Source organism: Pantoea cypripedii, from assembly GCF_011395035.1.
In the GTDB taxonomy this organism is placed as follows: Bacteria; Pseudomonadota; Gammaproteobacteria; order Enterobacterales; family Enterobacteriaceae; genus Pantoea; species Pantoea cypripedii_A.
Genome location: NZ_CP024768.1, coordinates 3503443 through 3515959, shown reverse-complemented (window position 1 = coordinate 3515959; position 12517 = coordinate 3503443). Strand labels below are relative to the sequence as shown.

12 protein-coding genes and 1 other RNA gene are annotated in these 12517 nt (G+C 56.2%); 8 read left to right on the top strand and 5 right to left on the bottom strand.

Annotated features, from left to right (window positions below; all coding sequences use genetic code 11):
• Positions 1-30 precede the first annotated feature (30 nt).
• The gene (locus CUN67_RS16380; protein ID WP_208716361.1) at positions 31-729 is read left to right on the top strand and encodes an IclR family transcriptional regulator domain-containing protein; all 699 of its coding nucleotides are present in this window, start codon (positions 31-33) and stop codon (positions 727-729) included.
• Here CUN67_RS16380 and CUN67_RS16375 read toward each other — a convergent pair.
• Entirely contained in the window at positions 716-2023 is a 1308-nt protein-coding gene (locus CUN67_RS16375) for an MFS transporter (protein ID WP_208716360.1), read from the bottom strand. The two genes, CUN67_RS16380 and CUN67_RS16375, sit on opposite strands and share 14 nt — an antisense overlap.
• Before the next feature lie 218 nt (positions 2024-2241).
• Between CUN67_RS16375 and CUN67_RS16370 the strand changes: the two genes are divergently transcribed.
• Entirely contained in the window at positions 2242-2970 is a 729-nt protein-coding gene (locus tag CUN67_RS16370; RefSeq protein WP_208716359.1) for an oxidative stress defense protein, read from the top strand.
• Between the two features lie 82 nt (positions 2971-3052).
• Here CUN67_RS16370 and CUN67_RS16365 read toward each other — a convergent pair whose 3' ends face one another.
• Positions 3053-3958 (bottom strand): LysR family transcriptional regulator ArgP, encoded by a 906-nt coding sequence (locus CUN67_RS16365; RefSeq protein WP_084876568.1) that lies wholly within the window; start codon positions 3956-3958, stop codon positions 3053-3055.
• A 159-nt stretch (positions 3959-4117) separates the two neighbouring features.
• On the opposite strand from CUN67_RS16365, the gene rpiA reads away from it, so the two are divergent.
• Positions 4118-4777 carry a ribose-5-phosphate isomerase RpiA gene (gene rpiA / locus CUN67_RS16360; RefSeq protein WP_084876567.1) on the top strand — a complete coding sequence of 220 codons (660 nt, stop codon included), beginning with the start codon at positions 4118-4120 and terminating at the stop codon, positions 4775-4777.
• Between the two features lie 279 nt (positions 4778-5056).
• The gene (serA, locus tag CUN67_RS16350) at positions 5057-6295 is read left to right on the top strand and encodes a phosphoglycerate dehydrogenase (protein ID WP_208716357.1); all 1239 of its coding nucleotides are present in this window, start codon (positions 5057-5059) and stop codon (positions 6293-6295) included.
• 50 nt (positions 6296-6345) lie between these two features.
• On the opposite strand, the gene CUN67_RS16345 is transcribed toward serA, so the two are convergent.
• The 3 genes from CUN67_RS16345 to zapA all read right to left on the bottom strand — a co-directional run bounded on the left by CUN67_RS16345 (position 6346) and on the right by zapA (position 7565).
• Positions 6346-6936, bottom strand: a complete 591-nt coding sequence (locus CUN67_RS16345) for a 5-formyltetrahydrofolate cyclo-ligase (RefSeq protein ID WP_208716356.1) — start codon at positions 6934-6936, stop codon at positions 6346-6348.
• A 76-nt stretch (positions 6937-7012) separates the two neighbouring features.
• Positions 7013-7196, bottom strand: a non-coding RNA gene (ssrS, locus tag CUN67_RS16340) — 6S RNA.
• 39 nt (positions 7197-7235) lie between these two features.
• Complete coding sequence (gene zapA / locus CUN67_RS16335; protein ID WP_084876564.1) at positions 7236-7565, bottom strand: cell division protein ZapA; 330 nt, start codon at positions 7563-7565, stop codon at positions 7236-7238.
• A 170-nt stretch (positions 7566-7735) separates the two neighbouring features.
• On the opposite strand from zapA, the gene CUN67_RS16330 reads away from it, so the two are divergent.
• The 4 genes from CUN67_RS16330 to ubiI are packed head-to-tail and all read left to right on the top strand — an operon-like array spanning position 7736 to position 12089.
• Positions 7736-8317 carry a YecA/YgfB family protein gene (locus CUN67_RS16330; protein WP_208716355.1) on the top strand — a complete coding sequence of 194 codons (582 nt, stop codon included), beginning with the start codon at positions 7736-7738 and terminating at the stop codon, positions 8315-8317.
• A 51-nt stretch (positions 8318-8368) separates the two neighbouring features.
• On the top strand, positions 8369-9691 hold the full coding sequence (gene pepP / locus CUN67_RS16325; RefSeq protein WP_208716354.1) for a Xaa-Pro aminopeptidase: 1323 nt from the start codon (positions 8369-8371) through the stop codon (positions 9689-9691).
• Positions 9688-10866, top strand: a complete 1179-nt coding sequence (ubiH, locus tag CUN67_RS16320; RefSeq protein ID WP_208716353.1) for a 2-octaprenyl-6-methoxyphenyl hydroxylase — start codon at positions 9688-9690, stop codon at positions 10864-10866. The genes pepP and ubiH overlap by 4 nt, the downstream gene beginning before the upstream one ends.
• A 20-nt stretch (positions 10867-10886) precedes the next feature.
• Positions 10887-12089: an FAD-dependent 2-octaprenylphenol hydroxylase gene (gene ubiI, locus CUN67_RS16315; protein ID WP_208716352.1), complete on the top strand. Its 1203-nt coding sequence runs from the start codon at positions 10887-10889 to the stop codon at positions 12087-12089.
• Positions 12090-12517: the final 428 nt, after the last annotated feature.

Here is a 12517-nt window from a genome sequence, read left to right as displayed (position 1 = left end):
ATTAAATTTTTGACCGCCACAGGGTGACTTATGTCTTCGCAACCCAATCAAAGCCTGATTGACGGTATTCGCTGTCTGCAATATCTGGTCTCCAGTGGTAAAGCCGTTGGCTGTCGCGAGCTGGCGCGTCAGATGGGGATGAACAGCACCCGGGTGAACCGCCTGCTGATGACCATGGCCTCGATTGGTCTGACGATGCAGGATGAGCATCGCCGCTACCTGCCAGGGCCGGGTGTGCACGCGCTGGCGGCGCAGGCGATTCGCGGGTCGTCGCTCTTTGCCCAGGCGCTGCCACAACTGGAAGCTAATGCACCACGCGATATCGTGGTGGCGCTGGGGGTGCTGTGGGAGGATCAGGTGATCTATATCTGGCACTCGGAGCCGGGTGAACGCACCAGCACCAGCCAGGCACTGGCGGGCTACCATATGTTGCCTGCCTGGCAGTCGGTCATTGGGGTCTCGCTGCTGGCGGCGGAGAGCGATGAAGCGCTGCGACCGCGCTTCAGTGATGAGCAATGGACGCAGCTGGCCCCGTTGCTGGCACGTAAACGGTCGCAGGATTACCTCATCTGGCATCGTGATGATGGCGAAGTCAGCATGGCGCAGCCGATTAACAACAACCGTGCGGCACTGGCGTTCGCCAAAATCTGGCAGACGGATGAAGCGCATCTCAGCCAGCGGCTGGCGCAGTTGCAGGCGCTGGCCCAGCGCATGATCAGCGCGCGCTGACATGGTCAATTTTCCCGACAATAAACAGATAGCTGGCGATACCCATGGCCGCCAGCACGGCGATAAAGGCCAGTGCCGGGGCAAAGTTATCGCCATCAATTAACGCGCCAATGGCAATCGGCACCACAATCGAGGAGAGCGCGCCGGTAAAGTTGAACACCCCTCCGGCGAGACCGATCAAATGGCGGGGTGCCAGCGCGGTGACAAAGACCCAGGTGATGGTTGCCAGCCCATTGCCAAAGAAGGCGACCGACATAAACAGCATGATCAGGGTCGCGTTATCGGTGTAATTGGCCCCAAGGATAAACAGCGTCAGAAACAGCCCGAGGATCACCGGCAGTTTACGCGCCACGCTGGCTGAAACGCCGCGCCGCATCATGCGGTCAGAGGCGAACCCTGCCAGCAACACGCCGCAAAAGGCGGCAAAGTAGGGCACCGCCGTCACGTAGCCGCTCTTAATAAACCCCATATGGCGATACTCCACCAGGTAAGTAGGGAACCAGGTGAGAAAGAACCAGAAGGTGGCGGAGATGGTGAACTGGCCGATATAAATGCCCACCAGTTTGCGGCTGCGGAACATCTGCGCCAGATCCTGCCAGCGGGCGCGTGGCTGGCTGGCGTGTTGACGGTTTTCCAGCAGCGCGCCATTGCTGCGCAGATAATTCAGCTCGGCATCTGAAACGCCTTTATGTTCTGTCGGTTCACGATAGAGCAGGTACCACACCAGCGCCCAAATCATGCCTGCGACGCCGGTTGCCACAAACAAACCGCGCCAGCCAAAGATATCCTGCACATGGAACAGCAGTGGCGTCATACAGGCGAGGCCGACAAACTGCGCCGAAGAATAAATGCCAATGGCGCTGGCGCGCTCCTGCTCCGGGAACCAGCTGGAAATCACCCGGTTATTGGCGGGCATCACCGGTGCTTCAAACGCACCGACGCCCAGACGCAAACCAAACAGCGCGAGGAAACTACCGGCAAAGGCGTGTAGCGTCGTCACCAGTGACCAGACAAATAGCCCGACGCCGTATACCAGCCGTGCGCCGAGACGATCAATCAGAAAACCGCCGGGGATCTGCAACGCGGCGTAAATCCAGCCAAAGGCAGAGAAGATTAGTCCCATTTCCAGCGGGGTGAAACGCAGTTCACCCGCCATCGCCGTGGCGGCGACCGACAAATTGGTGCGATCCATGTAATTGATGATGATGTTGATAAACACCAGGCCCAGCATCAGAAAGCGGGTACGTCCGGCGCGGATGCCAGCGGTAGATTGGGCTATCGGCTGCTCTGTCATCGTGAAACTCTCCCGGAGGTCAGAGTGTTTCTTTAATAGAAACACTTGTGCAGAAATTCAGCGAATAAACATCGGTGATTTTGTGATCGCGGAGACGATAAAACAGCAGAGTGCCCGAACTTTTAGCAGAATCAAAACTCAGACCATCACGCATGGTAATGTGTAGCGGGCTTCGCCATAGTGGCGACCTTAGAATTGACCCTTCAAGGAGGACTTCCGTGAAACTGAAAGCACTGGCGCTGGCCGCCGTAATGAGCGCAGGCGCATTGCCTGGTATGGTTCTGGCAGATGAATTGCCGAACGGGCCGCATGTGGTCACCTCAGGACAGGCTAGCGTGGAGGCCCGTCCGGATATCGCTACCCTTTCGATTGTGGTGAATGTTTCATCGAAAGATGCGGCAGATGCGAAAAAACAAGCCGACAGCCGTGTCGCGCAATATTTTGATTTCCTGCAAAAAAATGGCATCGAAAAGAAAGATATTGATGCGGCCAATCTGAGCACCCAGCCTGAGTACGATTACACCAAAGAAGGTAAATCGGTGCTGAAAGGTTATCGCGCGGTGCGCCAGGTGCAGGTAACGCTACGTCAGCTGGAGAAGCTGAATGAATTGCTGGATGGGGCGCTGAAATCCGGTCTGAACGAAATCCGTGCCGTGGATCTTGGCGTGGCACACCCGGAAACCTATAAAGATCAGGCGCGTAAAGCGGCAATCGCCAATGCGACGCAACAGGCTGCGGCGCTGGCAGAAGGCTTTAACGCCAAACTGGGTCCGGTGTATAGCATCCGTTATCACGTGGCGAACTACCAGCCGATGCCGATGGCACGCATGTTTAAAGCCTCAGCCGCAGAAGCGGATACCTCAGCGCAGCAGACGTATGAGCAGCAGAGCATTCACTTTGACGATCAGGTGGATGTGGTATTCGATATCAAACCGAATACACCGTAATTCCGGTCAGTTTGACACCTGGCGTAACAGCGCGATTTATCGCGCTGTTTTGCATTGCGCGATAAATCGCGCCGCGACAACGTTATGCCGCCAGGTCGTCCTGGCGCAGTACGCGATGTCCATGCGCAATCAGCGCGTCGGTCACACGACGCATCAGACGGCTTTCCGGCGCGAAACGGTGCCAGTACAGCATACGGCGCTGGTACAAACCGGGCGTCAAATCAACCAGATCACCGCTTGCCAGCTCACGCTCAATCTGCAGATGCGGGATCATACAGCAGGTCGAACCCTGGCGTGCCAGCTGTACAAAGGCTTCGGACGAGTTAACGATATGGCAGGGTACGCTGCCCGGCGAGAGGTCGAAATTCTGCTGCAGAAAAGCCTGATGCATATCATCCAGATGGTCAAAGGCGATAGCCGGTGCTTTCAGCAGCGCGGAGCGGGTCACGCCGTTGGGAAAATAGCGGTCAGCAAATTCAGGTGAGGCAACGAACAGGTAATCAAGCGCGCCCAGCTGATCGACCAGGCAGCTCGGCAGCGGCTGCGGCTGAATACTCACTGCGCCTACCACTTCGCCACGACGTAAACGTTCCTGAGTGCGGGTTTCATCCTCAACCTGGATATTCAGGCGCACAGGCGAATCCGCCAGCACGTCCTTCAGCGCGGGCAGCAACCAGGTTGCCAGACTGTCGGCGTTCACCGCCAGCGACAGCAGCAACGGTGTGGTGCCACCATTTTCATCACCCAGCCATTCTTCTTCCAGCAGCTCCACCTGATGCAATAACGCCAGCAGCTTCTGTCCCTGTTCAGTCGGACGCGGCGGCACGGTACGCACCAGCAGCGGCTGGCCGAATAAATTTTCCAGCTGTTTAATACGCTGCGATACCGCAGACTGTGTAATGCAAAGTTTCTGCGCGGCGCGCTCAAAGCCGCGCTCACGAATCACAGCATCCAGCGCCTGAAGCGTTCGATAGTCCGGGCGTTTCATTCTTGTTCTCTCTCGTTCAGGGTGGAGGTTACTATGCCACAAAAACACAAAAGATGGTTTTTGTGGACTGAGTTACAAAGCCTTTAACGGCCGCGCTTTTTTATGCCGCCTTGTTTTATACTACGCGCACCTCGTTGTCGCACAGGTTTTAAACATACCATGACCCAGGATGAACTGAAAAAAGCGGTAGGTTGGGCAGCACTGCAATATGTGCAGCCGGGCACCATTGTTGGCGTTGGCACCGGTTCAACCGCCGCCCACTTTATTGATGCTTTAGGCTCGATTAAGCATCAAATTGAGGGCGCGGTTTCCAGTTCGGAAGCCTCAACGCAGAAGCTGAAATCCCTTGGCATTCACGTATTTGATCTGAATGAAGTGGACTCGCTGTCGGTTTACGTTGATGGCGCTGATGAGATCAATCCACAGATGCAGATGATCAAAGGCGGTGGTGCAGCGCTGACGCGTGAGAAAATTGTCTCGGCGGTGGCTGAGAAATTTATCTGCATTGCTGATGCGTCCAAAGAAGTGGATGTGCTGGGCCACTTCCCGCTGCCCGTAGAAGTCATTCCTATGGCGCGTTCATATGTGGCGCGTGAACTGGTGAAGCTGGGTGGCTTGCCGGAATACCGTCAGAACGTGCTGACCGATAACGGCAACATTATTCTCGACGTGCATAATCTTCGCATTCTTGACCCCATCGCGCTGGAAAAAGCCATCAACGCGTTACCTGGCGTGGTTACCGTCGGGTTATTTGCGGCACGTGGTGCGGATATCGCCCTGATCGGCACGGCCGATGGCGTAAAAACCATCAAGAAATGATCTGTCCGGCGCTGTTACAGCGCCGCTTATTTCCGTACGCAAAACATCTTTTCTTCGTATGCTGAAATTCGGTGACTTATGTCACAAAACAGTCATCGACAGCAGGTTCATTCTTCGCTCCGGGCGCATATCCCGATTTTGTACGGCAATGTGCTGCCCCAGCACTGGCGCGTGCTGAGGCGGAGGCAATCGATTGTCTTGCTGCAATCGAATTTTTTGATATTTTGACAGAAGGCTGGCTTATGGCAGCCCTCGTTGAATTCTGAATAGGGTCGGGAAATGGCAGAGTTATCACTGGAAAAAGACAAGATTAAGTTCCTGCTGGTGGAAGGTGTCCATCAGAGCGCGCTGGACAATCTGCGCGCCGCAGGTTACACCAACATCGAATTCCACAAAGGTGCACTGGATGCGGAGACGCTCAAGTCCTCCATCCGCGATGCGCACTTCATTGGTATCCGTTCCCGTACCCAACTGACCGAAGAGATTTTCGCTGCGGCTGAGAAACTGGTCGCGGTAGGCTGCTTCTGTATCGGCACCAATCAGGTTAACCTGGATTCGGCAGCCAAACGCGGCGTGCCCGTGTTCAACGCTCCGTTCTCTAACACCCGTTCGGTGGCTGAGCTGGTGATTGGCGAAATGCTGCTGATGCTGCGTGGCATCCCGGAAGCGAACGCCAAAGCACACCGCGGTATCTGGAATAAAATTGCGTCGGGTTCGTACGAAGCGCGTGGCAAAAAGCTGGGCATCATTGGCTATGGCCACATCGGCATGCAGCTGGGCGTGCTGGCTGAGAGCCTCGGCATGCACGTGTTCTTCTACGATATCGAGAGCAAGCTGCCATTGGGTAATGCGACTCAGGTACGTCATCTGTCTGACCTGCTCAATATGAGCGATGTGGTCAGCCTGCATGTGCCGGAAACGCCATCCACACAGAACATGATCAGCGCTGCCGAACTGGCAATGATGAAGCCGGGTGCGCTGCTGATTAACGCCGCACGCGGTACGGTGATTGATATTCCGGCGCTGTGTGATGCTTTATCGAACAAACATCTGGCGGGCGCGGCCATTGACGTGTTCCCGACTGAGCCAGCGACGAACAGCGATCCGTTTAACTCACCGCTGTGTGAATTCGATAACGTGATTCTGACGCCGCATATCGGTGGTTCGACTCAGGAAGCACAGGAAAACATCGGCCTGGAAGTGTCTGGCAAGCTGGCGAAGTATTCGGACAACGGTTCTACGCTGTCGGCGGTGAATTTCCCGGAAGTCTCGCTGCCGATGCATGCTGCCAGCGCCAGCCGTCTGCTGCACATCCACGAAAATCGTCCGGGCGTGCTGACCGCCATCAACCAGATTTTTGCTGAGCAGGGCATCAACATTGCCGCCCAGTATCTGCAAACGTCTCCGCTGATGGGTTATGTGGTTATCGATATCGACGCTCAGCAGGATGTGGCGGACAAAGCGCTGCAACTGATGAAGGCGATTCCAGGTACCATCCGCGCACGTCTGCTGTACTGATTTAACACTGCGTCGCTACGGATTTGTAGCGGCGCGATTTATCGCGCAAATCACCACTGCCACAGCTTTGACGGTGTGATCACCGCAGGCAATGGTACATCCCATGCCGCTACCGGCAACGCTTCCACGCGCTGGCAATCATGCGCTATCCCGATGGGCAGAACACCATGCTGCTGCCAGTTTTGCAGGGTGCGATCGTAAAACCCCTTACCCATACCCAGACGCTGGCCGTTATGGTCGAACGCCACTAACGGCACCATGATCACGTCCAGTTGATCGAGCGTTGCCATGCGGGTGATATCCAGTGGCGGCTCGGGGATACGTAATTTATTCGGGCTGAGTGGGGTGTCTGGCGTATAGCGCAGGAAGATCAGGTTACCGGGGGCAAAAGGGTGCAGCACGGGGAGATACACCTGTTTTTTCTGTTGCCAGAGTTTTGCGATGAGCGGACGGGTATTTAGTTCGCCATCCACAGAAAGGAACAGCGCGATGCGTTCGGCATTGGCAATCGGGGCAAAATTGATGGCATGTTCAGCCAGCAAATCGGCTGCCTGTTCCTGCTGTTCTGCCGTGAGATTACGACGCAAATGGCGCACGTGTTGACGAATGTCTTGTCGGTCGCGTAGTGAGGGTTCAGACATGATATCCCCGGCAATGTCGGCTGTTGCCAGCCACTATATCATGCGTACCGGGGGATTACAGATGTGGAACTGAATGGAGATCTCCGAGATGCCGCCGCAGGCTGTAACCCTTGAACCCTTGGTTCAAGGTGAATGTGTCGTCGCAACTATCAGGCTTCTCGGACGGACCGAGCATGCTCACAAGTTACGGAGCGCCACATTCTGTGGTAATGAAATATCGGCTCAGGGGACTGGCCCACATGCAAACATCTCAGAGAAAATTTACTTCACCGTTACTGTATCACGATAACCATGAAGTGTTATTCAAACTTTGTGCCCTGGCGATCAGTTATGCGACCTTGCTCAACTAATGCTTGTTCAATGGTCTGTTGCAGCATGCGAATACGTTGTTCCATATTGGCTGCATAGTCGCGCGTTTTACCTTTCTCTTGTGCCAGCTCGTGGCAAATGTTTAACGCGGCGATGAACACCAGTTGCTCTGTATTTGTGACTCTAGTGCGAACTTTTAAATCTTGCAACCGTTGATTGAGGTCCTCAGCTGCCAGATTCAGCGCATCTTGCTGTTCAGGCGGACAATTCACTCTCAATGAACGACCAAAAATCTGAATATCTACTGGTTGTGCAGACATGCCACCTTCCTGACTGATTACTTCGCCCGCATCTCCCTTAGCAGTCAATGGCTTGGGAGGTGCGCAACTATATAGACCCGCGTGATAAGTTACAACCCCTTTTCTGGAAACCCTGAGGCACCTGGTGGTAGCATAACACGAACTTATTCTGCCAACGACGATGAAAGCTTATGTCTTTACAGAACGCAACGCCCACTTACAACGCGCTGGCTACGGCGCTTTCCCAGCAGGGCGTGGGAATGACCCCGGCCGAAATGCACGGCCTGATTTGCGGCATCCTGTGTGGCGGCAACCAGGATAACAGCTGGAAGACGCTGGTGCACGATCTCACCAACGAAGGCATGGCCTTTTCGCAAAGCCTGTCACAGCCGTTACAGGCGCTGCATGAAAGCCTGGCCAATACGCTGGATGAAGAGGGCTTCCTGTTTCAGCTGATGCTACCTGACGATGATGACATTACGGTGTTTGATCGCGCCGATGCGCTGGCTGGATGGGTTAACCATTTCCTGCTCGGCCTGGGTGTGACGCAACCGAAACTGGATAAAGTCACAGGCGAAACCGGTGAAGCGATTGATGATCTGCGCACCATTGCCCAACTGGGCTACGACGAAGATGAAGATCAGGAAGAGCTTGAGCAATCACTTGAAGAGGTGATTGAGTATGTGCGTGTCGCCGCCTTGCTGTGCCACGACACCTTCAACCAGCCGCAGCCACCTACTGCACCTGAAGTGAAGAAGCCAACGCTACACTAAGCGCGTCATTCCGGGTACTACCGTGCCCGCTTTTCAACAGGGAGTGCAAACATGATTACACTGGAAACTTTCCAGCAACGTCGTCAGGCGCTGATTGCCCGTATGGCGCCCGGTAGTGCCGCATTGATCTTTGCCGCGCCTGAAGTGACGCGCAGCAACGACAGCGAGTATTCCTTCCGTCAGAACAGTGATTTCTGGTATTTCACCGGTTTTAACGAGCCGCAGGCGTTGCTGGTGCTGATCAAAAGTGACGACACCCACAACCACAGCGTGCTGTTCAACCGCGTGCGCGACCTCACCGCAGAAATCTGGTTTGGCCGCCGCCTGGGGCAGGACGCTGCACCAGCGAAGCTTGGCGTTGATCGTGCATTGCCGTGGGATGACATCGGCGAGCAGCTGTACCAACTGTTGAATGGCCTGGATGTGGTGTATCACGCGCAGGGGCTGTATCCCGAGGCGGACTCGCTGGTATTCAGCGCGCTGGAGAAACTGCGTCGCGGCTTCCGTCAGAATCTGAGCGCGCCTGCTACCGTCACTGACTGGCGTCCGTGGGTGCATGACATGCGTCTGTTTAAAGGGCCGGAAGAGATTGCCATCCTGCGCCGCGCCGGTGAAATCAGCGCGCTGGCGCATACCCGGGCGATGCAGACCTGCCGTCCGGGGATGTTTGAATATCATCTGGAAGGCGAAATTCACCACGAATTCAATCGCCATGGCGCGCGTTTCCCTTCCTATAACACCATCGTCGGTTCCGGTGAAAACGGCTGCATCCTGCATTACACCGAAAACGAGTGTGAGATGCGTGAGGGTGATTTGGTGCTGATCGATGCGGGCTGTGAGTTTCACGGTTACGCGGGGGATATCACCCGTACCTTCCCGGTGAACGGCAAATTCAGCGAACCGCAGCGTGCCATTTACGACATCGTGCTGGCCTCGCTGTACAAGGCGCTGGAATTGTTCCGCCCCGGCATCAGCATCCATGACGTGAACGAAGAGGTGGTACGCATCATGGTGACCGGCCTGGTTGAGCTGGGCGTGATGGCAGGTGAAGTGGACGCACTGATTGCTGAGCAGGCGCATCGCCAGTTCTTTATGCATGGTCTGAGCCACTGGCTGGGTTTGGATGTGCATGACGTCGGCCATTATGGCACCCCGAGCCGCGATCGTATCCTGGAACCCGGTATGGTGCTGACTATCGAACCCGGTCTGTATATCGCGCCGGATGCTAACGTTCCGGCACAGTATCGTGGTATCGGCATCCGTATTGAGGATGACATCGTGATTACTGCGGAAGGCAACGAGAATCTCACCGACAGCGTGGTGAAAGATGCTGATGCGATTGAAGCCTTGATGGCGGCGGCGCGTCAGGTATGACTATTCTGATTGCAGGCGGTGGCATGACCGGTGCCACCCTGGCGCTGGCGATATCCCATCTGACGCAGGGAAAGCTGCCGGTGACGCTGATTGAACGCAGCCAACCGGACAGCCGTGCTCACCCCGGATATGACGGGCGCGCTATCGCGCTGGCGGCAGGGACCTGCCAGCAGCTGGCGGAGATTGATCTGTGGCGCTCGTTGCAGGATTGCGCCACGCCGATCACCCACGTTCATGTTTCCGACCGTGGTCATACCGGGTTTGTCTCGATGCAGGCGGCGGATTATCAGCTACCGGCGCTGGGCCAGGTGGTGGAGCTGTTCGATGTCGGGCAACGCCTGTTTCAGCGGCTGAAAAGCGCGCCAGGCGTGACGTTACGTTGCCCGGCGCATGTCACGGCGGTGTCACGCAGCGCTGATAGCGTGCAGGTGACACTGGACAGCGGCGAACAGCTGGATGGTGCGCTATTGGTGGCGGCAGACGGCTCCCGTTCCCCGCTGGCGGCTTCCTGCGGCATCAGCTGGCAGCGAGAGGATTACCAGCAGCTGGCGGTGATTGCCAATGTCACCACGCAGCTGCCGCATCAGGGACGTGCCTTCGAACGCTTCACCGAACACGGTCCGCTGGCGTTGTTACCGATGTCGGGCAACCGTATGTCGCTGGTGTGGTGTCATCCGCTGGACGAGAAAGACCCACTGGCGCAGTGGGATGACGCGACTTTTCTGCGTGAACTGCAACAGGCATTCGGCTGGCGGCTGGGGCGTTTCACGCACACCGGCCAGCGCGAGATTTACCCGCTGGCGTTACAAACCGCCGAGCGGCAGGTGGCGCACCGACTGGCACTGGTGGGCAATGCGGCGCAGACGCTGCATCCCATCGCCGGGCAGGGTTTTAACCTCGGCCTGCGTGATGTGATGTCGCTGGCAGAAACGCTGGCGAGTGCCTGGCGTCACCAGCAGGACCCCGGTAGTTATGCGGTGCTCCATCATTTTGCCGCACGACGTCAGCCGGATCGTGCGGCGACCATTGGCGTGACCGATGGTCTGGTACGATTATTTGCTAACCGTTATGCCACGCTGGTGGCAGGACGAAATCTTGGGCTGGTGGCAATGGACCATCTGCCGTGGCTGCGAAACCCCCTTGCCGCGCGGACGCTCGGCTGGGTAAAACGTTAAGCATGAATTAAGGGGCAGCAATGCAAACTTTTGATGTGGCTATCGCTGGCGGTGGCATGGTCGGACTGGCCGTTGCCTGCGGGCTGCAAGGCAGTGGATTGCGCGTTGCAGTGCTGGAGAAGGCGGCAGAGCCGCGTTTTGATCTGCAAGCTGCGCCATCGATCCGTGTATCGGCGATCAATGCGGCCAGTGAACGCCTGCTGCAAAAGCTCGATGTCTGGTCAACGATTCTGGCATTGCGCGCCAGCGCGTATCACGGCATGGAAGTGTGGGATCAGGACAGTTTTGGCAGCATCAGTTTCGATGATGAGCAGCAGGGTTTAGCTCACCTCGGCCATATCATTGAAAATCCGGTGATTCATAGCGCGTTGTGGCAGCGCGCCAGCCAGTGCAGCGATATTACGTTGCTGGCTCCGGCGCAGTTGCAGCAGGTGGCTTTTGGCGACAACGAAGCCTTTATCACTCTGCAGGATGGCAGCATGATGAGCGCCCGCCTGTTGATTGCTGCCGACGGTGCCAACTCCTGGCTGCGCGACAAAGCCGATATCCCGATCACGTTCTGGGATTACGACCACCACGCGCTGGTGGCGAATATCCGCACTGACCTGCCGCACGACGCAGTGGCGCGTCAGGTGTTTCACGGTGACGGCATTCTGGCATTTTTGCCGATGCAGGACCCACATCTGAGTTCGATTGTCTGGTCGTTGTCTCCCCAGGAAGCCACGCGTTTGCAGGATATGCCGGAAGCGCTGTTCAATCAGCAGCTTTCGGTGGCTTTCGATATGCGCCTTGGTCTGTGCCAGGTGGAGAGCGAACGCAAAACCTTCCCGCTGATGGCACGCTATGCGCGTAATTTTGCTGCCCACCGGCTGGCGCTGGTGGGCGATGCGGCCCATACCATCCATCCGCTGGCCGGGCAGGGGGTTAACCTCGGCTTTATGGATGCCGCCGAACTGATCGGTGAAATCCGCCGCCTGCACAGTCAGGGCAAGGATATCGGGCAGCACCTCTACCTGCGACGTTATGAACGCAGCCGCAAACACAGTGCGGCGCTGATGCTGGCGGGTATGCAGGGTTTCCGTGAGCTTTTTGCCGGGAGCAATCCCGCGAAAAAATTCCTGCGTGACGTCGGCCTGAAACTGGCGGATACCCTGCCAGGGGTCAAACCGATGATGCTGAAGCAGGCCATGGGGCTGAATGATATCCCCGGCTGGCTGCGCTAACCTTCTCTGAATCTGCACCCATTCCGTAGCGGCGCGATTTATCGCGCTGGCTTATCCTGGCGCGGCTGCCAAAGGCGCGCGATAAATCGCGCCGCTACGTTCAACGCTTAACGACATCATTAATCCCCCTTTGCACCATCATGAGGCAAGGTCGCCCTCTTTTTGCGCCTCGTTTGATTTATTCTAATTTTACGCCGAAATTCGCATTATATTTTCTCATGTCAAAGCGGTTTTTTTCTGGGAGTATTTGTCCATGCGTGGCGCTGGATTCCATTATTTTGCTGTATAAAAGTTATGTTGTTGTATTTTGTGCGTGTTTAATCACATAAAACCAGTGGATTATCCTGCATTCTGTGCGGCGCTTCGCAGACGGCAGGCTTTGTTTCGCCCTCGTTTTCCTTATGGTTAATTCAGGCGTTCGGTGGTAA

What these genes read in the sequence shown, in the direction of transcription:
- CUN67_RS16380 (WP_208716361.1), top strand. Translation starts at nt 31, where the DNA reads ATGTCTTCGCAACCCAATCAAAGCCTGATTGACGGTATTCGCTGTCTG.
- pepP (WP_208716354.1), top strand. Translation starts at nt 8,369, where the DNA reads ATGATTACACTGGAAACTTTCCAGCAACGTCGTCAGGCGCTGATTGCC.
- CUN67_RS16345 (WP_208716356.1), bottom strand. Translation starts at nt 6,936, where the DNA reads ATGTCTGAACCCTCACTACGCGACCGACAAGACATTCGTCAACACGTG.
- CUN67_RS16330 (WP_208716355.1), top strand. Translation starts at nt 7,736, where the DNA reads ATGTCTTTACAGAACGCAACGCCCACTTACAACGCGCTGGCTACGGCG.
- ubiI (WP_208716352.1), top strand. Translation starts at nt 10,887, where the DNA reads ATGCAAACTTTTGATGTGGCTATCGCTGGCGGTGGCATGGTCGGACTG.
- serA (WP_208716357.1), top strand. Translation starts at nt 5,057, where the DNA reads ATGGCAGAGTTATCACTGGAAAAAGACAAGATTAAGTTCCTGCTGGTG.
- zapA (WP_084876564.1), bottom strand. Translation starts at nt 7,565, where the DNA reads ATGTCTGCACAACCAGTAGATATTCAGATTTTTGGTCGTTCATTGAGA.
- CUN67_RS16375 (WP_208716360.1), bottom strand. Translation starts at nt 2,023, where the DNA reads ATGACAGAGCAGCCGATAGCCCAATCTACCGCTGGCATCCGCGCCGGA.
- rpiA (WP_084876567.1), top strand. Translation starts at nt 4,118, where the DNA reads ATGACCCAGGATGAACTGAAAAAAGCGGTAGGTTGGGCAGCACTGCAA.
- CUN67_RS16365 (WP_084876568.1), bottom strand. Translation starts at nt 3,958, where the DNA reads ATGAAACGCCCGGACTATCGAACGCTTCAGGCGCTGGATGCTGTGATT.
- ubiH (WP_208716353.1), top strand. Translation starts at nt 9,688, where the DNA reads ATGACTATTCTGATTGCAGGCGGTGGCATGACCGGTGCCACCCTGGCG.